We start from the raw sequence: 24261 nt of genomic DNA, 5'->3' as shown, positions 1-24261 counted from the left end.
GCTGACGTCCGTACTCACCTAAGGAAAGTTTTCAATATAACTTTTTCTTTCTTACATGGTTTTATCCTTATCGCGCACCACTAGTAAGTCTACTTTGGCGTGGCGAAGGATGTATTCTGAGGAGGATCCGACCATTAAGCGTTCGAAGGCATTGAGTCCGGTAGCCCCGACCATTATGAGGTCAACCCCTTCTTTACTTGGGATATCATTGGCCAAGAGGACTTTTGGATTTCCCATTTCTACAACAGTCACAACATTTTGAACCCCGACTTTTTCAGCACGTTCCTTGTAGCCCTTGAGCAATTCGTTGGCTTCTTCTTGCAATTCTTCGTAGACCTCAGCATCAAAGGTTGAGACACTTTGAAGGGCACGGGTATCAATGACATGGACAATAGTCAATTTAGAGCCGTTGCGAAGAGAAACGTTAACCCCTTTTTCAAAGGCTAATTCTGCTTCATGGGAACCGTCGACAGCGACCATAATGTTTTCGTATTTTTGAGACATAACCTACCTCCTTATAGCTTGAAAACATGGATAGAACAGAAGTTCTTCTATTCTTTATACACTTATATTTTATTCCTTTTAAGCTAGAATGTAAAGGTAAAGTCTCACTTTTCTAGTATATTTTTGCAGAATTTTTAAAGTCCTCAATTTGTACTCTATTTGAACTAGTGGTATAATAGAGATAATTTCGTGAATCGAGGCAGAATATGAAGGAATATAATAAATCAAGCAAACTCGAACATGTCGCTTACGATATTCGTGGTCCAGTCTTGGAAGAAGCCATGCGCATGCGAGCAAATGGAGAAAAAATTCTTCGTTTGAATACAGGGAATCCTGCTGAATTTGGCTTTACAGCTCCAGATGAAGTGATCCATGATTTGATCATGAATGCGCGTGATAGTGAAGGCTATTCGGATTCAAAAGGGATCTTTTCAGCCCGCAAGGCCATCATGCAGTACTGCCAGTTGAAAAAAATTCCAAATGTGGATATTGATGATATTTACCTTGGAAATGGAGTGAGTGAGCTGATCGTCATGTCCATGCAAGGACTGCTCGACAATGGCGATGAAGTCTTGGTTCCTATGCCGGACTATCCTCTTTGGACAGCAGCTGTCAGCCTAGCTGGTGGGAATGCGGTTCACTATCTTTGTGATGAAGAAGCAAACTGGTATCCAGATATCGAGGATATCAAGTCGAAAATTACCTCAAATACCAAAGCCATCGTTGTCATCAACCCGAATAACCCAACGGGTGCCCTCTATCCAGATGAGATCTTGCTTGAGATTGTAGAGATTGCTCGCCAAAATAACTTGATCATCTTTGCGGATGAAATCTACGATCGCTTGGTCATGGATGGGGAAAAGCACACGGCTATTGCTAGTCTCGCGCCTGATCTTTTCTGTGTCAGCATGAACGGTTTGTCAAAATCTCACCGGATTGCCGGTTTCCGTGTTGGTTGGATGGTTCTGTCTGGTCCGAAGCATCATGTGAAGGGCTATATCGAAGGCTTGAACATGTTGTCCAATATGCGCCTTTGTTCAAACGTTTTATCTCAACATGTTGTGCAAACCTCTCTTGGAGGCTATCAATCTGTGGATGAACTCTTGCTTCCAGGTGGGCGAATCTACGAACAACGGAACTTTATTTATAAAGCCATCAATGAGATTCCAGGCCTCTCGGCTGTTAAGCCAAAGGCTGGATTGTATATCTTCCCTAAGATTGATCGGGATATGTACCGCGTGGATGACGATGAACAATTTGTTTTAGAATTCTTGAAGCAAGAAAAGATTCTTTTGGTTCATGGCCGTGGTTTTAACTGGAAGGACCCAGATCACTTCCGGATCGTTTACCTCCCACGTGTGGATGAATTGGCTCAAATTCAAGAAAAAATGACTCGTTTTTTGAAACAATACAGACGCTAATTAGATAAATGAGGCTGGGACAAAAGTCCTAGCCTCTCAGTTATCTTTGAATTGTCGAGCAAGACGCAGCGGTTGAGTGGGCTCTACTACGCTGATTTCATCAGCTTTACAGCCCTACACAACTGTGCGGAGGTGGGGCGACGAAATCGAATTCTAACGAATTACCGATTTCTGTCCCACTCTCTTTTTTTGATTCATTCTATAGAATCCATGTCATCGAAACGACATTTTTCTGAATTGCGCACAATTGTAGAAAAAATAAATAATTTTCAGATAATTTGATTGAAATTCCCACACTTATATGATATACTTGAGCTGACTATATGCGAGGTTTATTATGGCAAACTTATTAGAAAAGACACGTAAAATTACATCCATTTTGAAACGGACTGATGAACAGTTACAGGTAGAGATGCCTTACAATGATATTGCCCAGCAATTGGCGGATATTATTCACTGTAATGCCTGTATCATTAATAGCAAGGGAACTCTTCTTGGTTATTTCATGCGATACAAGACCAACAATGACCGAGTAGAAGCTTTCTTCCAAAATAAAAAACTACCAGAAGATTATGCCAAGGCGGCTAGTTTGGTCTACGATACAGAAGCTAATTTAGATGTGGACCATGATTTGAGTATCTTTCCGGTTGAAACCAAGTCTGAATTTCCTGATGGCTTGACCACCATTGCGCCTATTCATGTTTCTGGGATTCGGTTGGGTTCCTTAATCATTTGGCGCAATGATAAACAGTTTGCGGATGATGATTTGATCTTGGTTGAGATTGCTAGTACCGTGGTAGGGATTCAAATGTTGAACTACCAACGCGAGGAGGACGAGAAGAATATTCGTCGTCGCACAGCGGTGAATATGGCTGTCAATACCTTGTCTTACTCCGAATTGCGTGCCGTATCTGCTATCCTTAGTGAATTGAAAGGCAATGAAGGTCAGTTGACTGCTTCTATCATCGCAGATCGTATTGGCATTACCCGCTCTGTGATTGTCAATGCACTTCGGAAATTGGAATCTGCTGGTATTATTGAAAGTCGTTCTCTTGGGATGAAGGGAACCTATCTAAAAGTGTTGATACCAGATATTTTTGAAGAAATTAAGAAAAGAGACTACTAATGGCTAAAGCATTAATTTCGATTGACTACACCGTTGATTTTGTAGCGGATGAAGGTAAGCTAACGGCAGGGGCTCCCGCCCAAGCCATTTCTGAGAGCATTGCTCAGGTGACCCAATTGGCCTTTGACCAAGGAGCCTATGTCTTTTTTGCCATTGATGCGCATGATGTGGACGATCCCTTTCATCCAGAAAGCAAGCTCTTCCCACCTCATAATATCATTGGGACCAGTGGACGAGATTTGTACGGTCCCTTAGCAGATTTTTATCGGGAGCACCAAGCGGATCCACGTGTCTTTTGGATGGACAAGCGTCATTATTCTGCCTTTTCAGGGACGGATCTAGATATCCGACTTCGGGAACGCCATGTAGATACCGTTATTTTGACTGGGGTCTTGACCGATATCTGTGTTCTCCATACAGCGGTTGATGCCTACAATCTGGGTTATCAGATCGAGGTTGTGGAACCTGCAGTGGCATCGATCACTCCTGAAAATCACCAGTTTGCTTTGAATCACTTCAAGCATGTCTTAGGGGCAAGTTTGGTAGACGATACACTAGCTGTATTAGACCAAAAATAAGAAACCGATGTAAAAGAGGTCATAGACACTTGTCTAGGCCTCTTTTTTGGGGTTAGAAATTGTTTTCCTCTCTTGAAAATGGTATTCTAATGAAAGAAAAAAGGGGAAGTTATGAGTAAAAAAGCTGTTGTGTTTTCAGCCAATCTATCTTATATGGAAAAGTTGGAAACCGCTATGAAGTCACTGTGTGCCCATCAGGACCAGTTGAAAATTTATGTTTTAAATGAAGATCTACCAACTGAGTGGTTTACTATCATGAATCAGCGCTTGCGCCAGTTGGATTCAGAAGTGATCAATTGTCGGATGTCACCCGAGCAATTCCAGTCCTTTTCGCTTCCAAGTGACCATATTCACTATGCAACCTATTTCCGTTACGCTATTCCAGAGATGGTGGAAGAAGAGCGAATCCTCTATCTGGATTGTGATATGATCTTTACACAGGATTTATCGCCTTTATTTGAGGTCGATCTAAAAGGTTATGGACTGGGTGCAGTGGTAGATAAGCCGACGACGACAGATGGTTTTAATGCTGGACTTTTGGTAATTGATAAGGCTTGGTGGCAAGAGCACCAAGTGACAGAGGCTCTTTTTGACCTCACTCGCGAGCACCATCAGCATGTCTACGGAGATCAAGGAATTTTGAACCTGTATTTCAAAGATGCTTGGTATCCATTACCTTGGACCTATAATCTACAAGTAGGGTCTGATAAGGATCAATATCTCTATGGTGATTTGGACTGGTATGATGCCTTCCAAGGGATCCCAGCAGTCGTTCACTACACCTCTCATAATAAACCATGGACCTCTAAACGTTTCAATCGTTTTCGTGAATTATGGTGGTTTTATTATGCCCTCTCTTGGGAGGAAATTTTACTTCGAAAACCGATTTTGAAGCAAACCTATCAAGATCTAGTGGGAGATTTTCCTTATCATGCGGCTATTTATACCCATACAGCAGATATCCACGAGTTGGAGACGTTGTTAAAAGAGTTGCCGGACGTAGCGATTCATGTCCTTGCCCATAGTCATTTTGGTTTTAACTTGGTGCAATTGGAACGCTACCCTAACCTCTTTCTTTATCCCTCTTTTGATCCCTTGACCAGTCGAAAAGTCCTAGAAAAATTGGATGTTTATCTGGATATCAATCCCTATGATGAGGTCGATCAGATAACGCAAACGATCAGTCAACAAGGTCTCCCTATTTTTTCTTTTGAAGGAACCAATCATGTGGAGAATGGTGAGAATCAGGTGTTTAGGGATGATCAGGTGCAGGAGATGGTGACAGCGATTCGCGATTATTTAAAGAGAAATGAGAAGAAGCATGGAAACAAATGAAGTAGTGAGTATCATCATTCCCATCTATAATGTAGAAGCTTATTTGAGACAATGTTTGGAAACGGTTATCCATCAGACCTATCCTCACTTGGAAATTATCCTGGTCAATGATGGTTCGCCAGACCAGTCAGAAGAGATCTGTAAGGAATTTTTTAGGAAAGATGCACGCATCCGCTACGTCCGCCAAGAAAATGGGGGCTTATCTGCTGCCCGTAATACAGGGATTGAGTTGGCGACTGGTGATTACATTACCTTTATTGATCCAGATGACTGGGTGACGGAGGACTATGTAGAAGTGCTCTATCGCCAACTGAAGAAGTATGATGCGGATGTCTCGGTAGCCAACTATAACCTCTATGATGACAGTAGTAGCAAATACTTGATCAAGGTAACGGACGATGATTATTCAGAGATCCTTTATGAGGGGCGAGCAATTATGGACCACGATGCCATTCAGGAGACCAGAGATATGGCCTGGGCGTGTGCTATGATGAAGCTCTATAAGCGTAACTTATTTGAAGGGCTTCGTTTTCCGGTCGGAAAAAATGTCGAGGATAACTTCCTGATGTACAAGCTCTTCTTAAAAGCCCATCGGGTGGTCCATACGGAGAAATGTATTTATTGGTATCGCGTGGGTCGTTCAGATACTCTGTCCCAGGTTTGGACAGAAAAGCGGGTACTCGATGAGATGGAAGCCAAGCAAGAAAAATTGGCTCTTCTTGGGATGTTGGGCTATGATCTGACCTGGCACCGCTATATCTACAAAACGCGCTTGAAACGAGCTCTTGAAAAACTAGAAGAAGCAGGCTTACAAGAGTCAGAAACCTATGAGCGTGTGGTGATCAACCTCAGTTTCGTTGAAACCATGGACTAAGAACTTAATGATGAGAAAGGATCAGCATGTTCATTATTGCATCAGAGCAGACCAGAGAGCTGGATCGTTTGCGAAAATTATTGGACAAACTTGGCCAGCCCTACCGTGTGTTTGTGACCAATTTGGAAACAGATTTGGATCAACAGACAGATAGTCTGGCGACCTTTTTTACCCAAACAGACCCGGCATCAACAGTTGGGCAACCATTATTTTTCAATGATTTAGAGGTTCCAGAATTATGGGAATGTTGGACGCTTGGGATCACAACCTATCTTTTTGATGGGGAGGAACGTCGTGCCAATGTGGTTTTACGAGGGGATATCTTGTCGCGAACGGTTGACAGAGTAGAGTGGTTTGGTCAGGGAGAAGAGATCGCATCTATTGATTTCTACAATCGCTATGGCTGGAGAAGCAAGCAGAGTCTCCTTACGGAAGCTGGCCAATCCTATTTAGACATCTATTTGAACCGTCAGCAAGAAGAAGTCTTACTTCACTTTGTCTCACAAGGAACCTTTTTGCTTCAAACTCCTAAGGGACGGGATCGCCTGTATGCCAGTAAGGAAGAGCTGCAGAGAGCTGTCCTAGAACAAGTCTTACCGGAAGATGAAGCTGTTCTTTTGATGGACAAGGCATTGCTAGATGTTGTGACAGAGATACCAAAGGAAAGACTCGCCTACTGTGCCAATGACGCTCATGAACTAGACGAGATCAAAGAACAAGTCAGTCAGATTTTGTTGGTAGAAGATGGTCTGTTGAGGGAGAAAAAAGACGGGATCACAGCCTTGTCAGGATTTGTAGATGTGGAGCAGGAAAGTTTTCAACCAGAAGCCCTAGTTATGACGGCTTCTCAAGAGGTCGAAGGCCTATCTAGCCTAGTCCATCAATTCCCACAAGTCACCTTTCACATTGCTGCCTTGACGGCTATGGGGCCAAAATTAATAGACTTAGCGACTCGCTCCAATGTGCGCCTCTATCCAGGGATTTCGCTGGACAAATATGAGGACTTATTATCCAGCTGCTCTATTTATCTGGATTGCAACCAGGGAGAAGAAGTGTGGAGTAGTAGTCTTCATGCTCTTGAAAATGGGCAAGTCTTATTTGGTTTGAAGAGCACGGTGCATCAGGAAGCCTATAAAAACTTGAGCACAATCACAGATACAGTCGAAGAAATGGAACAGCAACTAGATACCTTGCTCCAGCAGCCAGAGACCTACAAAGAATTGGTAAGAGAGCAGGCACGAATCTTGAAATTGCCTGAAAAAGAAGCTTTGGAAGAGCTGTTTAAGCGATTAGAGGGAGGGACAGCATGACCATTTATACCTTTAATCTATTAGTGGGATTTGAACCCAATGGGGTCGATGTTGCACAAGCCTCTCGGGCAAAGATGCTCCGGAGTCTAGGAGCGGCAGCGAAGTTTGTCTTTACCACTTGGCCCACTCCAGAAAAATTGGCCTATTACCTCTCTTTGGGGCATCGGGATGAGGAGTTGCTTTTTGCCCATTTAGGCTTCACAGATCAACAGACTACAGTCCCTCAAAAGACGGTGGGGGCCTTGCAAATGGAGTTTCAACTGACTCGTCTAGATGTTGTTGAAAAAACAGAAGAAGCCATTCGCTATCAATTTGCGGATAACAGCGCACTGACTTTTCATCTGGACCCCTATCATACAGACTGTGTCCGCTATGTGGATTATCTTTTATCTGGAAATATGATCAAGCGAGAGTATTATGGAGCTTGTAAACTTGCTACAGAGTATTTTCAGTATGGTAGTGTTGTCAGACGGACCTATCACAATCAAGATGGAAGTATCGCCTTTGAAGAATTGAAGTTAGGTGGAAGCTGGCTCTATAAACTGGGGCCTGAGATTTTGACCAACCATACAGAAGTGATGAGACGTTTTCTGTCGAAACTTTCGCTCAAAGAAGAAGATCTGATTCTGCTCGACCGGGCTTCGCGCATGGATTTTGCCCGTCCTTTGTTGGAGAAAGCTGCTCCTTCAAAGCTCGCTATGGTGTTTCATTCGGAGCATGAATTTGAAAATGGCCATCTCAATTATGAATATTATTATGTGTTCAAGTATGCCAAACGCTTCGATTATTTTATCACGGCAACGGATCTTCAAAAAGAAGTCTTGGAGCAGACACTTGCTAAACAAGGATGCCAAGGAATTCCAATCTATAGCATTCCAGTAGGGCATTTGGAAACATTGACGGAACCACAAGGAGATCGGCCTCACTTTAGTGTGCTCACAGCTTCCCGTTTGGATCCAAGAAAACGCATCGATTTGGCCATTCGAGTAGTGGCCAAAGCTCATGAACAACTCCCAGCCCTTCAGTTTGATATTTATGGGAAGGGTGGAGAAGCGGACAACTTGCGACACCTGATTCAGGAGCTTGAAGCGCAAGACTTTATTCATCTACGTGGTCATGCGGATCTTAAGCAGATTTATCCTTGCTACCAAGCCTACCTCACCACTTCTCAGTGGGAGACCTTTGGATTGACCTTGATGGAGGCGGCTGGAGCAGGGTTAGCCTTGCTCGGCTTTGATGCTCGTTATGGCAATCCAACTTTTATAAAAGAGGGTAAAAATGGCTTTTTGGTACCTTATAGCGAGGCAATGCCCGAAGAAGAGTTGGTGAAAGAGTTGGCGGACAAGCTGGTCCAGCTCTTTGAAAGCGACCTCGCTCCATTTCACCAGGCTTCTTATGACTTGGCCTCTTCCTACCTCGCTTCTAACGTCCAGGAAGTCTGGAAAGAGACTCTAATGGAGATGGGGCAATTCGGCGGAAAAGAAATATAAAAAGAAGAATCTGTAGCGACAAAAAAGTCCTACAGATTTTTTCTAAGGCAAGCAAATTGGGCTAAATTATGGTAAAATAGAGGGTATTGAAAAATCATCATTTCACGAAAGGAAGCAAGATGAAAATTACGCAAGAAGAGGTAACCCACGTTGCCAATCTTTCAAAATTGAAATTCTCTCCAGAAGAGACAGCTGAGTTTGCGACAACCTTGTCTAAAATTGTCGACATGGTGGAATTGTTGGAAGAAGTGGACACAACCGGTGTTGCCCCAACAACGACCATGGCTGATCGTAAGACTGTATTGCGTCCGGATGTTGCTGAAAAAGGGACGGACCGTGACCGCTTGTTTAAAAATGTACCTGAAAAAGATAACTATTACATCAAGGTACCAGCTATCCTAGAAGATGGAGGAGATGCCTAATGTCATTCAACCATAAAACCATTGAAGAGTTGCACGACCTCCTTGTCTCTAAGGAAATTTCAGCAACGGAATTGACTCAAGCGACGCTTGATGATATCAAGGCGCGTGAAGAAGACGTCAATGCCTTTGTGACGGTGGCCGAAGAAGCTGCCCTTGCGCAAGCCAAGGCCATTGATGAAAAAGGAATCGATGCAGATAACCTTCTGTCAGGGATTCCGCTCGCTGTCAAAGACAATATCTCAACAGATGGCATTTTAACCACTGCGGCTTCAAAAATGCTCTATAACTACGAGCCAATCTTTGATGCGACAGCGGTTGCCAATGCCAAGGCCAAAGATATGATTGTCATCGGGAAGACCAACATGGATGAATTTGCCATGGGAGGTTCTGGTGAGACTTCTTACTATGGACCAACCAAGAATGCTTGGGACCACAGCAAGGTGCCTGGTGGATCTTCTAGTGGTTCAGCAGCTTCTGTAGCTTCAGGTCAAGTTCGTTTGTCACTTGGTTCTGATACTGGTGGTTCTATCCGTCAACCAGCCGCCTTCAACGGGATTGTTGGTCTCAAACCTACTTATGGAACAGTTTCCCGTTTTGGTCTCATTGCTTTTGGTAGCTCATTGGACCAAATCGGACCGTTTGCACCAACGGTTAAGGAAAATGCGCTCTTGCTCAATGTCATTGCCAGCGAAGATGCCAAGGATTCAACTTCAGCACCAGTACGTGTAGCAGACTTTACTTCTAAGATTGGTCAAGACATTAAAGGCATGAAGATTGCCCTTCCTAAGGAATACCTCGGTGAAGGGATTGACCCAGAAGTCAAAGAAACCATCCTTAAAGCGGCCAAACACTTTGAAAAATTGGGAGCAACTGTCGAAGAAGTCAGCTTGCCTCATTCTAAATACGGAGTTGCCGTATACTACATCATCGCTTCATCTGAAGCTTCTTCAAACTTGCAACGTTTCGATGGGATTCGCTATGGTTTCCGTGCAGAAGATGCTAAAAACTTGGATGATATCTACGTGAACACTCGTAGCCAAGGCTTTGGTGATGAGGTCAAACGCCGTATCATGCTTGGTACCTTTAGTTTGTCATCTGGTTACTACGATGCTTACTACAAGAAAGCTGGTCAAGTCCGTACCCTTATTATCCAAGACTTCGAAAAAGTCTTTGCGGATTACGACCTTATCCTTGGTCCAACAGCTCCTAGCGTAGCCTTTGATTTGGATTCGCTCAACCATGATCCGGTAGCCATGTACTTGGCTGACCTCTTGACCATTCCAGTCAACTTGGCAAGCCTTCCAGGGATTTCGATTCCTGCAGGTTTTGCGCAAGGTCTTCCAGTTGGTTTGCAGTTGATTGGTCCTAAGTATTCTGAAGAAACCATCTACCAAGCTGCAGCTGCCTTTGAAGCTACGACGGATTACCACAAGCAACAACCCCTTATTTTCGGAGGTGACAATTAATGAACTTTGAAACAGTCATCGGACTTGAAGTCCACGTTGAATTGAATACAAACTCAAAAATTTTCTCACCAACCTCTGCTCACTTTGGGAACGAGCAAAATGCCAATACCAATGTGATTGACTGGTCTTTCCCAGGGGTGCTTCCTGTCTTGAACAAGGGTGTTGTGGATGCTGGTATCAAGGCTGCTTTGGCGCTGAATATGGATATCCATCAGCACATGCACTTTGACCGGAAGAACTATTTCTACCCTGATAATCCAAAGGCCTACCAAATTTCGCAATTTGACGAGCCAATCGGTTACAACGGTTGGATTGAAGTGCAATTGGAAGACGGCTCAACTAAGAAAATTGGGATTGAACGGGCCCACTTGGAAGAAGATGCTGGTAAGAACACCCACGGAACAGACGGTTTCTCTTATGTAGACCTCAACCGTCAGGGAGTGCCGTTGATCGAAATCGTTTCTGAAGCAGATATGCGTTCTCCTGAAGAAGCCTACGCCTATTTGACAGCCCTCAAAGAAGTTATCCAATACACTGGTATTTCAGACGTCAAGATGGAAGAAGGATCGATGCGGGTGGATGCCAACATTTCCCTTCGCCCATACGGCCAAGAGGAATTTGGTACCAAGACGGAGTTGAAAAACTTGAACTCCTTCTCAAACGTCCGTAAAGGTCTTGAATACGAAGTGGAGCGCCAAGCGAAAATCTTGCGTTCAGGTGGGGTCATTCGTCAAGAAACACGCCGTTATGATGAAGCTAATAAGAGTACCATTCTTATGCGTGTTAAAGAAGGGGCAGCGGACTATCGTTACTTCCCAGAACCAGACCTACCACTCTTTGAAATCTCAGATGAGTGGATTGAGGAAATGCGTACGGAGTTGCCAGAGTTTCCAAAAGACCGTCGGGCTCGCTATGTGGCAGAGCTTGGCTTGTCTGACTATGATGCCAACCAATTGACAGCGACGAAAGTCACTTCTGACTTCTTTGAAGCAGCTGTAGCCCTTGGTGGCGATGCCAAACAAGTCTCTAACTGGCTCCAAGGTGAAGTCGCACAATTCTTGAACGCAGAAGGCAAAACGCTGGAAGAAATCCAATTGACACCAGAAAACTTGGTTGAAATGATTGCCATCATCGAAGATGGAACCATTTCATCTAAGATTGCCAAGAAAGTCTTCGTTCACTTGGCGAAAAACGGTGGCGGCGCGCGTGAATACGTCGAAAAAGCTGGTCTGGTACAGATTTCAGATCCTGAAGTCTTGATACCAATCATCCACCAAGTCTTTGCAGACAATGAAGCAGCCGTAGCTGACTTCAAGTCAGGGAAACGGAATGCGGACAAGGCCTTCACAGGCTTCCTCATGAAAGCAACCAAAGGCCAAGCTAACCCACAAGTAGCCCTCAAGTTACTTGCTCAAGAATTGGCGAAGTTGAAAGAAGATTGATAGAAAAAGAACCAGCCGAGAGGTTGGTTTTTACTATCCATAAAATTGTGTTAGAATAGGAAAGACCATTACATATCAACTAGCATTAGGAGGAGTCACATGAACAAATTTTTAAGAGTTTTATTTATCCTAGTCATTATCGCTATGTCTGGAGCGATTATCTTCCAGTTATTCTTTCCATCCTATATGGGAAGTCATTCGGGATATGGTATTTCTGTCGGTTGGCAACGGGAGATTGGGATTTGGAATATGGCAGTCCTTGTGATCTTGATTGCCGTCAATCTCAAATACGATTGGTTTTATCTTCGGACGGTACTAGTGGCCTTGATCATTGGTGGGTTTGGAATTGGGACCAATCATCTTTTCAGTTATTTTCACTATCATCTGCCGGTCAATGGGATTGGTGCGCTTGAAAATTATCTCCTTGTCCTTGGTTGGATTGTTGGCTGGAGAATAGAGAATTCACGAATCAAGAAGAGGTAAGAAGGAGCAGTCGAAGGGCGGCTCTTTTTTCATCTTCAGTTTTTTCTTGACAAAGTTTGTGAAAAGGCTTACAATGGATTTGTTGAGTTTCCTGAAAAGGAAAATGCAAATCATGGAAATATAAAGGAGATTATCCTATGGCTACTATGAAAGCAGCTCGCTGGCATGCAGCAAAAGACGTTCGTATCGAAGAAGTGGAAGTACCTGAAGTACAACCACATCAAGTAAAAGTGGCAGTTAAGTTCACAGGGATCTGTGGGACGGACTTGCATGAATATTTGGATGGACCGATCTTCATCCCAACTGAAGAACATGTGTATTCTGGTCAAAAAGCACCGGTTACTTTGGGACATGAATTCTCTGGTGAAATTGTAGAAGTCGGAAGTGATGTGACTCGTGTCAAAGTTGGGGATCGCGTGACGATTGAACCAATTTTGGCAAAACATAACCTAATCGGTGACTATAACCTTGATCCAAACTTGAACTTTGTCGGCCTTGCTGCAGATGGTGGTTTTGCCAAATATTGTGTCCTTGACGGTGACATTGTCCATGTGATTCCAGATGGCTTGAGCTATGAACAAGCTGCGCTTACAGAACCTGCAGCTGTGGCTGTTTATGCCGTTCGTCAATCTGCATTGAAAACTGGGGATACAGCCGTTATCTTTGGCTTGGGTCCAATCGGTCTTTTGATTGTTGAAGCCCTTCGTGCAGCAGGAGCATCAAAAATCTATGCGGTTGAATTATCTCCTGAACGCCAAGCGAAAGCGGAAGAATTGGGAGCAATCGTTGTTCGCCCAGAAGAAGGAGAAACAATCGTCGAAGCCATCCATCGCTTGACAGGTGGTGGAGCAGATGTTTCTTATGAAGTGACTGGAGTTCCAGTTGTTTTAGGTCAAGCCCTTGCAGCTGTTCATAAAGCTGGGGAATGTATGGTCGTATCTATCTGGGAACGTGAAGCTAGCATCAATCCAAATGAATTCGCTATCCAAGAAAAATCTCTCAAAGGAATTATTGCCTACCGTCATATTTTCCCTAAAGTATTGGAATTGATGGAACAAGGCTACTTCTCTGCTGAAAAATTGGTTACCAAGAAAATTAAATTGGAAAATATCGTTGAAGAAGGATTTATTGAATTAACACAAGATAAATCTCAAATCAAGATTTTGGTTCAACCTGAATAAGCGAATAAATTTATATGAAATATATGAGGCTGAAACGTTTCGTTTCGGCCTTTTATGATACAATAAAAGTAAGGAACAGATTTAGGAGGGGACTATGTCAAAGACGATGAAAGGAACACTCATGACCTTGATCGCCGGGATCGCTTGGGGACTATCCGGAGTTAGCGGGCAATATTTAATGGTTCATGGATTTTCGGCTATTGAGTTAACAAATCTCCGTTTGCTTTTTTCTGGAATTGTCCTTATTCTTCTTTCCTACGTTGCAGATAAGGAGAAGTTTTTGGCCTTTGCCAAAGATAAATCTTCCTACCTTCCCCTTCTTATTTTTGCCTTTTTAGGATTGTTATTGACTCAGTTGACCTATTTAGAGGCGATTGCTGAAACCAATGCTGGGACTGCTACGGTGTTACAGTATCTCTGTCCAGTGGGAATTTTAGCCTATACCTGTATCATTGATAAGGTGGCCCCTACACTAGCAGAAGTGTTTTCGATGCTTCTAGCGATTGGTGGCACATTCTTAATAGCAACCCATGGTCAACTCAATCAATTGGCCATCAATCCCAAAGGTTTGGCTTGGGGAGTGGTGTCAGCATTTGCCTATGCCCTTTACATCATTCTACCTCTGAACTTAATTCAAAAATGGGGAAGCATGCTGGTGATTGGAGTTGGGATGACTATTCCAGGAATCCTAATGCTCCCTTTTAGTGGTCTTCTCTCTTCTTCTGGAAACTACAGACTCGATACCTGGATGGCCCTTTTTGGCTTGGTGGTGATTGGGACGATTTTTGCCTATACAGCCTTTCTGAAAGGAACCTCTTTGGTAGGAGCCGTTAAAGGAAGCTTGCTGGCGTCCTTTGAGCCTGTTTCGGCAGTTTTCTTTGCCTTTGTCATTATGAAGGAGCATTTTTTTATGGTTGATGTGATTGGGATGGCCATGATCCTCCTTGCAGTTCTCTTGATTTCCCTCAAGGATTTCATGATTCAAAAAGAAAAAGGAATCTTGTAAAACCAAAACCAATCATATTTTAGTTAAAAGGTTGAGACGAAGGTCTTGGCCTTTTTGTAATCCTCGCCCTCTGAGGGAGAGTTATCACTATATAGCGTATACATCGCTAGAAAAAGATGTTAAAATAGAACAAAACTTTTTTAAGGAGATGAGGATGAAAAAGATTTTTAAATGGACCCTATTTGCTGTAGCGACCTTGAGTTTAGCGGCTTGTGGAATCAGTGCTCAAAAGACAAATTCGCAGCAAGCAAAGACAGAAAAAGCAGCGAAAAGCTCCGCATCTGACGGTCAAGTCGAGGTGAGTTTAAAAGGAGGGCAATGCATCAAACCACCTGTCCTCAATGACTCAGAAGACGGAACCTATTTAGCCCTTCAATTAGAATTTAAAAATGTTGCCAAAGAATCTATCAACGTGTCAGATTCAGATATCACTATTTACGATGCGGATAATAACAAGGTCAAATTGCAGTCAGGAATTTATGACCAAACGGAAGCCTTCCAATTGCTCAAGAGTGATCAGTTGGCTAAGGATAAAAAATTAACCGGCTATATCGTTTTCCCAGTCGAAAAAGGCAAAAAATACGAAGTGCAGTATGAACGAAAAACTTATAGCTCTGATAAAAAATCCAAGCCTTTAAAATTTGCGGTGGATTCTTCTCAGTATGAGGATAAGGTGGAAGCTTCCACAATTCTAGCAGATGAATACATCAATCAAGTTTACTTCAGTGGCCAACGAAAGGTCAAAAAGGATGACGCTTTTGTTTTGGGAACTGATTTGAAAAAGGAACGCAGTGATTTCCGTGCGAAATTTGCGGCTGATTTTACTCGTCAATTGCATGATTACCAATTCCCTGAAGAAGAAGTGACCCAGTTTATCGATGCTTATGAAAAAGAAAATGCTAAGCGTGCGAAATTAACCTATAAGGTTAAACAATATCTCCCGGACAAGGTGGTCATTAGTCTAAATCCTGAGACGGTCAGCATGGAAAAGACGATCTTAAACCACATGCAGACCTTCTATCAGGAACATCGAAAAGACTATCCAGGGATCATCGAAGCGAACCAGGCTCAAAACAAAGCCTATAGAGAGGAAATGATGGCTTCTCTTGCAGATCGCCCCTTGACGACGCCGGATCGATACGACTACCAGTTGACCTTTGTTAAGAAAGATGGCAAATGGGAAGTAGAAAAAGCCTACAATAGTGATAGCTTTATGGAAAAATTCGAGGGAAATCTTTCTTAATGCTGAAGTTGGCACTCCTAGGACATGAATCTAGGAGTGTTTTTGTCTATAGCTTTAAACTATATCAAAATCCAAGAAACAGGAATTAGACGGAAACACCTATTAGTGATAAAATAATTTTAAGTTCGAAAGGAGATGAAGGCTTGTGTCTTTTTCTTATGAAGAGTTAGCAGAGATTCGCCACTATATCCACCAACACCCAGAATTGTCTGGTCAAGAATACCAGACAACCGCCTTTCTAAAAGAGCGTCTTGAAGAGTTGGGGATTCGTATTTTAGAGAGTAGATTAAAAACTGGTCTGATTGCAGAAATTGGGTCCGGCCAACCGGTGGTGGCACTTCGAGCAGATATCGATGCCCTTCCGATTTTGGAACAAACGAATCTGCCCTACCAAAGTCAGAATCCAGGCGTCATGCATGCCTGTGGCCATGATTTTCATCAAACCAGTCTTCTGGGAGCAGCAGCTCTTCTCAAGGAAAAAGAAGACCAGCTTGAAGGGACCGTACGCTTGATCTTTCAACCAGCAGAAGAAATCTCAGAAGGTGCTTCTGATGTTTTGGCAACAGGACTGTTGGAGGATGTTCAAGGAATTATTGGTTTTCACAATATTCCCCAGCTAAAAGCAGGGCAACTTGCCTTGAATGCTGGAGCCATGATGGCAGGGGTTGAGAAATTCAAGGTTACTGTGACAGGGGTTAGTAGTCATGCTGCGAGACCAGATTTAGGAGTTGACACTGTAACGGCCGTCACAACCATGGTTCAGAACTTACAATTATTAATTTCACGGACCGTTTCTCCCTTTGAAACAGCTGTTTTGTCCATTACGCACCTGGATGTGGGTTCAACCTGGAATGTACTCCCAAAATCAGGCTATTTTGAAGGAACGATTCGCTCCTTTAATCCGAGTGTGCAAAGAGAGTTGAAGGAACATTTTATTTCGATCATTCGTCATATAGCAAAAAGCCTGGAAGTGGATGTGGCTTTTGAGTGGGGAGTGACCCCGCCTGTTACCTTTAATGATGAGGAATTGACCAAAGTCGTTTGGGAAGCTTCACAAGACTTGGCTGAGGTGCTTCCAGCAAATCCATCTACAGCTGGAGAAGACTTCGCCTTTTACCAAGAACGAATTCCTGGAGTCTTTGCCTTTATCGGTTCAAATGGAGATCCGGATGCGCCAGACCTCCATCATGATCACATGACCATCGATGATGCAGCCTTTCAGGTGTCGGTTCCCTATTATGTTGAAAATGCGCAAGCTTTATTGCGGTATTTTAAAGAAAAATAAGTGTGATAAAGAAAAACTATCACCTCCATAAAAAATATATATTAGGCAAGTAAATGCTTTTTTGATAAAATTAAAAAATACTTTTAAAATGGCGTTTTATGTGCCTGAAACCAAAAAGGAGATCCTATGAATCTAAAAAAAATGATTAAGTATTCTGCTTTAGGATTAGTTGCAGTCCTTGCAACCAGTGCTTTAGTAGCATGTTCATCTGGCAAATCAGCCAGTGGGAAGAAAACCATTGAAGTTGGGACGGTTGGAACAACCAAACCCTTCTCTTATGAAGAAAAAGACGGCAAGCTAACCGGTTATGAAATCGAAGTTTTGCGTGAAATCTTTAAAGGTTCAGACAAATACGAAGTGAACTTTAACAAGACAGAGTGGTCTTCAGTCTTTGCTGGATTAGATAGTGACCGTTTCCAAATCGGTGCCAACAACATCAGCTACTCAAAAGAGCGGGAAGAAAAATACCTCTATCCAAATCCATATGCTCGTAATCCACTAGTATTGGTCGTACCAAAAGATTCTTCTATTAAATCTTTGGATGACATTGGTGGCAAGAAAACAGAAGTTGTTCAAGGAACATCTACTGCTAAACAATTAGAAGATTACAATAAAAAACATTCAGATAATCCAACCGACTTGCAATACACAGATGGAACGATTCAAACCATCATGGCCAATCTAGCGGATGGTCGTACCGATTACAAGATCTTCGAACGGATTTCTGTAGATACCATCATTCGTGATCAAGGCTATGACAACTTGAAAGTCATTGAGCTTCCAAGCGACCAACAACCTTATGTTTATCCAATTATTGCAAAAGAGGATAAAGACCTTCAAAAATTTGTCAACAAACGCATCAAGGAACTCTATGACAATGGAACCCTTGAAAAATTGTCTAAAAAATACTTCGGTGGTTCTTACCTACCAGAAGCAAAAGATATTAAAGAATAATATTTATTTAAAGGAGATTTTAAAATGAAATTGAAAAAAATTCTTGGTTTAACAGCTCTTGCAGCTATCGCAACGTTTGCTCTTGCAGCATGTGGTTCTTCAAACTCATCTAGCAAAGATGGTGAAACAACAGTTAAAGTGGGTGTCATGACTTTGAGCGACACTGAAAAAGCTCGTTGGGATCAAGTTCAAAAGAACTTGGATGACGCTAAAACAGGGATCAAATTGGAATTCACTCAATTTACAGATTACTCACAACCAAACGTGGCTGTAAAAGATGGTAGCGTAGATATCAATGCATTCCAACACTACAACTTCCTTGATAACTGGAATTCTAAAAACGACAAAGCCCTTGTTGCAGTAGCAGATACTTACATCGCTCCAATCCGTCTTTACTCTGGTACAGAAAACGGTAAAAACAAATACACTTCTATCAAAGAAATTCCTAAAGGTGGAACAATCGCTGTACCAAATGACCCAACAAATGAAAGCCGTGCCTTGTATGTCTTGCAATCAGCAGGTTTGATTAAATTGGATACCAAAGATGGACAATTGGCAAACGTATCAAATATCAAAGAAAATTCAAAAGATTTGAAGATCTCTGAATTGGATGCTTCACAAACACCATCTGCTCTTCCATCAGTAGATGCTGCTGTCATCAACAATACCTTCGTTCGTGAAGCAGGCGTTGATTTCAAAAAAGCTATCTATGTTGAAAAGAAAGACAACAACTCAAAACAATGGTACAATTTGATCGCTGCTAAGAAAGATTGGGAAAAATCTGATAAAGCAAAAGCTATCAAAGAAATCATCAAAGCCTATCACAAAGACAATGTGAAGAAAGTGATCGAAGAATCTTCAGAAGGAATGGACCAACCAGTCTTTTAAGATTCGATCTCAAGTGTATGAAGGAGGTGGAGAAGCAATTCTCTACCTCTTATCGTGTATTAGGAGGAATGCATGCCTTTTGCAACAGAAGCGGAACAAATTCGAAAATTTGAAAATGATGAGGTCGCACAACATTATTTTGAAGTGTTGCGAACCTTGATTTCAAAAAAATCCATCTTTGCTCAACAAGTAGGTCTCAAGGAAGTGGCCAACTATTTGGGGGAAATTTTTACAGCTGCAGGAGCCAAAGTCGAAGTTGATGATAGCTACACAGCCCCTTTTGTGATTGCCAAATTTTTCTCCCCAAATCCAGACGCAAAAACCATCATCTTCTATAACCACTATGATACAGTACCAGCGGATGGAGACCAACCTTGGACGGGAGATCCTTTTACCTTATCGGTTCATTACGGGACCATGTACGGTCGAGGGGTTGATGATGACAAGGGACATATCACAGCTCGTCTCACAGCTCTTCGAAAATACATTCGTGAAAGTGGCGATTTGCCAGTCAATATCACCTTTATCATCGAAGGGGCAGAGGAGTCCGCATCGACTGACTTGGATAAATACTTGGCCAAACATAAGAAACACTTGCGTGGGGCGGACCTCCTAGTTTGGGAACAAGGTACCCGAAATAATCAGGGTCAGTTGGAAATTTCCGGTGGTAGCAAAGGGATCGTCACATTTGATATGGTGGTGAAGAGTGCAGAAGTGGATATCCATTCCAGCTATGGTGGCGTGGTGGACTCTGCTTCTTGGTATTTGTTAAATGCTATCGCCAGTCTTCGTGACAAAGAAGGCCGAATCTTGGTGGATGGGATTTATGATCAGATCCAAGAACCCAATGAACGCGAGCTAGCTTTGATTGAGCAATATGCCAACAAAGGACCAGAAGATGTAGCGGAAACCTATGGTCTAACCCTTCCAATCTTGAAGGAAGATCGAAAAGAATTCCTGCGCCGTTTCTATTTTGAACCAGCCTTGAATATTGAAGGTTTTGGTTCTGGTTACCAAGGTCAAGGTGTCAAGACCATTCTTCCAGCAGAGGCACGTGCTAAGATGGAGGTGCGCTTGGTTCCAGGACTAGATCCCAAAGATGTCTTAGAAAAGATCAAGCAGCAATTGAAGAAAAATGGCTATGATCAGGTCGAATTGGTCTACACTCTCGGTGAAATGAGTTACCGAAGTGATATGAGTGCCCCATCGATTTTAAATGTTATTCAGCTGGCCAAAGATTTCTATAGAGAAGGGGTTTCAGTTCTTCCTACAACAGCGGGAACAGGACCAATGCATACGGTATTTGAGGCTTTGCAGGTACCGATGGCAGCCTTTGGAATTGGCAATGCCAATAGCCGTGACCATGGGGGCGATGAAAATGTGAAAATCGCCGATTATTACACCCATATTGAATTGATAAAGGAGTTAATAGCAAGTTATGAGTAAAGCAATGATTCAGCTGGACCACATTGATGTGACCTTCCAGCAAAAGAAACGTCAGATTCAAGCTGTCAAAGATGTGACCATTCAGATCAATGAAGGCGATATCTATGGGATTGTGGGTTATTCCGGAGCCGGAAAATCGACCTTGGTTCGGGTGATCAATCTCTTGCAAGTGCCTAGCGCCGGAACCATTACTGTGGATGGAGATGTGATTTATCAAGATCAGGTGACCTTAAAACCAGCTGCCCTAAGAGAGAAACGTCGGGATATCGGGATGATCTTCCAACACTTTAACCTGATGGCTCAAATGACTGTCGCAGAAAATGTTGCTTTCGCCCTCAAGCATTCTAAATTAAACAAAGAACAAAAGAATGAGAAAGTGGCGAAATTGTTGGAACTAGTTGGTCTAGCTGACCGTGCAGAGAATTACCCAGCCCAATTGTCTGGTGGACAAAAGCAGCGGGTAGCGATTGCGCGTGCCCTTGCCAATGATCCAAAGATTTTGATCTCAGATGAGTCAACTTCAGCCTTGGATCCAAAGACGACCAAACAAATTCTAGCTCTGTTGCAAGAATTGAACAAGAAACTTGGTTTAACCATTGTCTTGATTACCCATGAGATGCAAATTGTCAAAGATATAGCGAACCGAGTAGCTGTCATGCAAAATGGCGAATTGATCGAAGAAGGATCTGTTTTAGATATCTTCTCGAATCCGAAAAATGCCTTGACCCAAGACTTTATCACTGTTGCAACAGGTATCGATGAAGCCATGGTGAAAATCAACCAACAAGCGATTGTGAAGAACTTGCCTGATGATTCGATGTTGGCGCATCTCAAGTATGCAGGTTCTGTGACAGATACAGCCATCATCAATGATATTTACAAGCAGTACCAAGTATCTGCCAACATTTTATTTGGGAACATCGAGATCCTTGATCACACGCCTGTCGGAGAGTTGGTGGTCATCTTATCAGGTGAGACTCAAAATCTGGAAACGGCCAAAGCTGAGTTAGAAAATGCAGGAGTTTCCGTGACTATTGTGAAAGATGGGAGAAAAGCATGATCCAGTTAATTCAAACATATTTACCAAATGTCTATAAATTAGGGTGGTCTGGCCAGTATGGATGGGGAACCGCTATTTACTTGACTCTTTACATGACCGTTATTTCCTTCATTATTGGTGGATTTTTAGGTTTGATGACAGGACTTTTGTTAGTCTTGACCCGTCCAGGTGGCGTCATCGAAAATAGAATCGTTTTTCAAATTTTGGACAAGATTACTTCTTTGTTCCGCGCCATTCCCTTCATTATCTTGTTGGCCTTTATTAATCCATTGACTTACTTGCTCTTGAAAAATACCATCGGACCTACAGCAGCCCTTGTTCCATTGTCCCTAGCTGTCTTTCCATTCTTTGCTCGCCAAGTCCAAGTGGTCTTGTCCGAATTGGATGGTGGTGTGATTGAAGCGGCCCAAGCCAGTGGGGCAACCTTCTGGGATATTGTCGGTGTCTACCTTCGTGAAGGGCTTCCAGATTTGATCCGTGTAACAACCGTGACCATCATTTCCTTGATCGGGGAAACCGCCATGGCTGGTGCCGTTGGTGCAGGAGGACTAGGAACCTTAGCCATCAACTACGGAAAAAACATGTTTAACAATGATGTCATCTTTGTAGCGACCTTGTTGATTCTCATTCTGATCGTTCTGGTCCAATTTATCGGGGACTTCCTTTCGAAGAAAATTAGCCACCGTTAGGATCAGTATCCAATGAATAGAATAAATGTGAATCAAATAAAACAAGTTGGAGCCTTCACTTTCCTCTATTTTCTTGCGATTGGACTGGGGGTCTTAGTTGGAAATCTGGTCGATCATCAAGGAAATATGTTTTATGCTCCTGCCTTTTCAGCCCTGTTTGGCGGGACGATCTACCGCTATTATCTAGAAAAAATAAAAGGAGTTGGATCTATCTTTATAGTTGGCTGCGTGATCGGATCCTTCTTCCTCTTTTCGCGTCATGGTGCAGGTGCCTTTATTCCAGCCTTGATCGCCGGAAGTTTTGCGGAGATGGTCGCCTCAAGTGGTCGTTTTCGCTCGAATTTACGAAATGCCTTGTCTTTTGTTATTTTTGCCTTTGCGACAACAGGGCCCATTCTTATGATGTGGTTCTATCCAGCCAGTTACCGCATGTCGTTACTGGATCGTGGTAAATCGATAGACTATGTCAATCGGGTGATGGTATCACCAGATCTAGCGACCATCACTTGGTTTGTCCTCACGGTCATACTGGGTGCTGGATTAGGATGGGGACTATCGAACTTCCTTCTTCCATTATTGGTCAAAAAAGGAGATAAAGATGCACAATAATTTACTAGTTCTTCAGTCAGACTTTGGTTTGGTGGATGGAGCAGTATCAGCTATGATTGGGGTTGCTTTAGAAGAATCACCAACCCTTAAAATTCACCACTTAACTCATGATATTACCCCCTACAATATCTTTGAAGGGAGTTACCGTCTCTTTCAGACAGTAGATTACTGGCCAGAAGGGACGACCTTTGTTTCGGTGGTCGATCCGGGGGTCGGTTCCAAACGAAAGAGTGTGGTAGCTAAAACGGCGAAAAATCAATACATTGTCACTCCGGATAATGGCACTCTCTCTTTTATCAAGAAACATGTAGGGATTGTTGCTATCCGTGAGATTTCAGAGGTGAAGAATCGTCGAGCCAATACAGAGTTTTCTTATACCTTCCATGGCCGTGATGTCTACGCCTATACCGGAGCTAAGTTGGCCAGTGGTCATATTAGTTTTGAAGACGTCGGACCAGAACTCAGTGTCGAACATATTGTGGAAATCCCAGTGGTTGAGACGGTTCTTGAGGACAATCTTGTTAAAGGTGCGGTTGACATCCTAGATGTGCGCTTTGGTTCTCTTTGGACTTCCATTACTCGGGAAGAGTTCAATCATTTGTCACCCGAATTTGGGGAACGTTTTGAAGTAACCATCTATAACAATGACATGCTGGTTTACCAAAACCAAGTAACCTACGGTAAGTCTTTCGCCGATGTGCGAATTGGACAGCCAATCCTTTATATCAATTCCCTTTATCGTGTTGGTCTTGCCATCAACCAGGGATCCTTTGCCAAGGCCTATAATGTAGGAGTTGGGGCTTCTTGGCATATCGAGATTAGAAAAATGGAAAATTAATAGGAGATATCAAAATGAAACAGAAATCATTATTTTCAATTAAAGATGTTGTAGCTATTGGGGTTGGAGCAGCCCTCTTTGTCGTGATTGCTATGTTGCAAATCCCTGCACCTGCACCGAATACGAGCATTCAGTTGCAATATGCCCTTCAAGCTCTCTTTAGTGTAGTCTTTGGCCCAATTGTTGGCTTCTTAATCGGCTTGATTGGTCATGCCATTAAGGACGCTATGTCAGGTGGTCTTTGGTGGACTTGGATCATTTCAAGTGGTTTGTTTGGACTCTTTGTTGGTTTTTTCCGCAAACAAATCGGTGAATTCAAAGGGGAAGTGACAAAGAAAGAATTAATTGTCTTTAACGTCGTTCAAATCGTATCCAACCTTGTGATCTGGGGCTTGATTGCTCCAGTTGGAGATGTCTTGATCTACAAGGAAAGTGCCAATAAAGTCTTCCTACAAGGTATTGTTGCCGGTTCATTTAATGCTTTAACAGTAGCTGTTGCAGGTTCTCTTCTCTTGATTGCTTATGCACGTACTCAAACAAAAGATGGAAGTTTGACCAAAGATTAAATGTACAGAAGATAAGAGAGTGGGACAGAAATCGGTAATTCGTTA

The 24261-nt window shown here is 42.8% G+C and carries 24 protein-coding genes; 23 read left to right on the top strand and 1 reads right to left on the bottom strand.

All coding sequences use genetic code 11. From position 1 onward, the window contains the following. Positions 1-51: 51 nt before the first annotated feature. Complete coding sequence (locus HMPREF2686_RS06825; RefSeq protein WP_003018301.1) at positions 52-504, bottom strand: universal stress protein; 453 nt, start codon at positions 502-504, stop codon at positions 52-54. Positions 505-710: 206 nt separating this feature from the next. On the opposite strand from HMPREF2686_RS06825, the gene HMPREF2686_RS06820 reads away from it, so the two are divergent. From HMPREF2686_RS06820 to HMPREF2686_RS06710, 23 genes are all read left to right on the top strand, one after another. After that, positions 711-1925, top strand: coding sequence for a pyridoxal phosphate-dependent aminotransferase (locus HMPREF2686_RS06820; protein WP_049522717.1), 1215 nt, complete (start codon positions 711-713; stop codon positions 1923-1925). 337 nt (positions 1926-2262) lie between these two features. Continuing rightward, entirely contained in the window at positions 2263-3051 is a 789-nt protein-coding gene (codY, locus tag HMPREF2686_RS06815; RefSeq protein WP_045759799.1) for a GTP-sensing pleiotropic transcriptional regulator CodY, read from the top strand. Next, complete coding sequence (locus HMPREF2686_RS06810) at positions 3051-3629, top strand: cysteine hydrolase family protein (protein WP_024054996.1); 579 nt, start codon at positions 3051-3053, stop codon at positions 3627-3629. The genes codY and HMPREF2686_RS06810 overlap by 1 nt, the downstream gene beginning before the upstream one ends. Positions 3630-3740: 111 nt before the next feature. After that, a complete protein-coding gene (locus HMPREF2686_RS06805; protein ID WP_024054995.1) occupies positions 3741-4964 on the top strand; it encodes a glycosyltransferase in 1224 nt (407 codons plus the stop codon). Next, a complete protein-coding gene (locus HMPREF2686_RS06800) occupies positions 4951-5838 on the top strand; it encodes a glycosyltransferase family 2 protein (RefSeq protein WP_070449896.1) in 888 nt (295 codons plus the stop codon). Before HMPREF2686_RS06805 ends, HMPREF2686_RS06800 begins: the two co-directional genes overlap by 14 nt. Before the next feature lie 26 nt (positions 5839-5864). Continuing rightward, on the top strand, positions 5865-7148 hold the full coding sequence (locus HMPREF2686_RS06795) for a glycosyltransferase family protein (protein WP_070449895.1): 1284 nt from the start codon (positions 5865-5867) through the stop codon (positions 7146-7148). Next, positions 7145-8638: a glycosyltransferase gene (locus tag HMPREF2686_RS06790; RefSeq protein ID WP_070449892.1), complete on the top strand. Its 1494-nt coding sequence runs from the start codon at positions 7145-7147 to the stop codon at positions 8636-8638. Before HMPREF2686_RS06795 ends, HMPREF2686_RS06790 begins: the two co-directional genes overlap by 4 nt. 119 nt (positions 8639-8757) lie before the next feature. Then, a complete protein-coding gene (gene gatC, locus HMPREF2686_RS06785) occupies positions 8758-9060 on the top strand; it encodes an Asp-tRNA(Asn)/Glu-tRNA(Gln) amidotransferase subunit GatC (protein WP_002884769.1) in 303 nt (100 codons plus the stop codon). Continuing rightward, entirely contained in the window at positions 9060-10526 is a 1467-nt protein-coding gene (gene gatA / locus HMPREF2686_RS06780; RefSeq protein WP_070449889.1) for an Asp-tRNA(Asn)/Glu-tRNA(Gln) amidotransferase subunit GatA, read from the top strand. The genes gatC and gatA overlap by 1 nt, the downstream gene beginning before the upstream one ends. After that, positions 10526-11968: an Asp-tRNA(Asn)/Glu-tRNA(Gln) amidotransferase subunit GatB gene (gatB, locus tag HMPREF2686_RS06775; protein WP_031572934.1), complete on the top strand. Its 1443-nt coding sequence runs from the start codon at positions 10526-10528 to the stop codon at positions 11966-11968. Before gatA ends, gatB begins: the two co-directional genes overlap by 1 nt. Before the next feature lie 99 nt (positions 11969-12067). Beyond that, the gene (locus HMPREF2686_RS06770; protein WP_003013311.1) at positions 12068-12451 is read left to right on the top strand and encodes a hypothetical protein; all 384 of its coding nucleotides are present in this window, start codon (positions 12068-12070) and stop codon (positions 12449-12451) included. Between the two features lie 137 nt (positions 12452-12588). Next, complete coding sequence (locus HMPREF2686_RS06765; protein WP_070449886.1) at positions 12589-13632, top strand: 2,3-butanediol dehydrogenase; 1044 nt, start codon at positions 12589-12591, stop codon at positions 13630-13632. Positions 13633-13726: 94 nt separating this feature from the next. Next, entirely contained in the window at positions 13727-14638 is a 912-nt protein-coding gene (locus tag HMPREF2686_RS06760; protein ID WP_070449882.1) for a DMT family transporter, read from the top strand. A 154-nt stretch (positions 14639-14792) separates the two neighbouring features. Further along, positions 14793-15881, top strand: a complete 1089-nt coding sequence (locus HMPREF2686_RS06755) for a DUF4352 domain-containing protein (RefSeq protein WP_070449879.1) — start codon at positions 14793-14795, stop codon at positions 15879-15881. Positions 15882-16026: 145 nt separating this feature from the next. Then, positions 16027-17166 carry an amidohydrolase gene (locus tag HMPREF2686_RS06750; protein ID WP_070449876.1) on the top strand — a complete coding sequence of 380 codons (1140 nt, stop codon included), beginning with the start codon at positions 16027-16029 and terminating at the stop codon, positions 17164-17166. Between the two features lie 126 nt (positions 17167-17292). Next, a complete protein-coding gene (locus HMPREF2686_RS06745; protein WP_009731556.1) occupies positions 17293-18120 on the top strand; it encodes an amino acid ABC transporter substrate-binding protein in 828 nt (275 codons plus the stop codon). Positions 18121-18144: 24 nt separating this feature from the next. Beyond that, positions 18145-19008: a MetQ/NlpA family ABC transporter substrate-binding protein gene (locus HMPREF2686_RS06740; RefSeq protein ID WP_070449873.1), complete on the top strand. Its 864-nt coding sequence runs from the start codon at positions 18145-18147 to the stop codon at positions 19006-19008. Positions 19009-19080: 72 nt separating this feature from the next. Beyond that, positions 19081-20454, top strand: a complete 1374-nt coding sequence (locus tag HMPREF2686_RS06735) for a M20/M25/M40 family metallo-hydrolase (protein WP_061591055.1) — start codon at positions 19081-19083, stop codon at positions 20452-20454. Beyond that, positions 20447-21514: a methionine ABC transporter ATP-binding protein gene (locus HMPREF2686_RS06730; RefSeq protein WP_070449870.1), complete on the top strand. Its 1068-nt coding sequence runs from the start codon at positions 20447-20449 to the stop codon at positions 21512-21514. The genes HMPREF2686_RS06735 and HMPREF2686_RS06730 overlap by 8 nt, the downstream gene beginning before the upstream one ends. Next, on the top strand, positions 21511-22203 hold the full coding sequence (locus HMPREF2686_RS06725; RefSeq protein WP_024056434.1) for a methionine ABC transporter permease: 693 nt from the start codon (positions 21511-21513) through the stop codon (positions 22201-22203). The genes HMPREF2686_RS06730 and HMPREF2686_RS06725 overlap by 4 nt, the downstream gene beginning before the upstream one ends. Positions 22204-22215: 12 nt before the next feature. Beyond that, positions 22216-22812, top strand: coding sequence for an MptD family putative ECF transporter S component (locus HMPREF2686_RS06720; protein ID WP_070449867.1), 597 nt, complete (start codon positions 22216-22218; stop codon positions 22810-22812). Further along, entirely contained in the window at positions 22802-23650 is an 849-nt protein-coding gene (locus tag HMPREF2686_RS06715; protein ID WP_070449864.1) for an SAM hydrolase/SAM-dependent halogenase family protein, read from the top strand. Before HMPREF2686_RS06720 ends, HMPREF2686_RS06715 begins: the two co-directional genes overlap by 11 nt. A gap of 14 nt (positions 23651-23664) precedes the next feature. Next, a complete protein-coding gene (locus tag HMPREF2686_RS06710; RefSeq protein WP_070449861.1) occupies positions 23665-24216 on the top strand; it encodes an ECF-type riboflavin transporter substrate-binding protein in 552 nt (183 codons plus the stop codon). The last annotated feature ends 45 nt before the right edge of the window (positions 24217-24261 follow it).

Origin of the sequence: Streptococcus sp. HMSC057G03, assembly GCF_001808745.1 — a bacterium.
Lineage (GTDB): Bacteria > Bacillota > Bacilli > Lactobacillales > Streptococcaceae > Streptococcus > Streptococcus parasanguinis_Z.
Note: the sequence above shows the minus strand (reverse complement) of the source record. Positions and strands in the feature narration are given on the sequence as shown.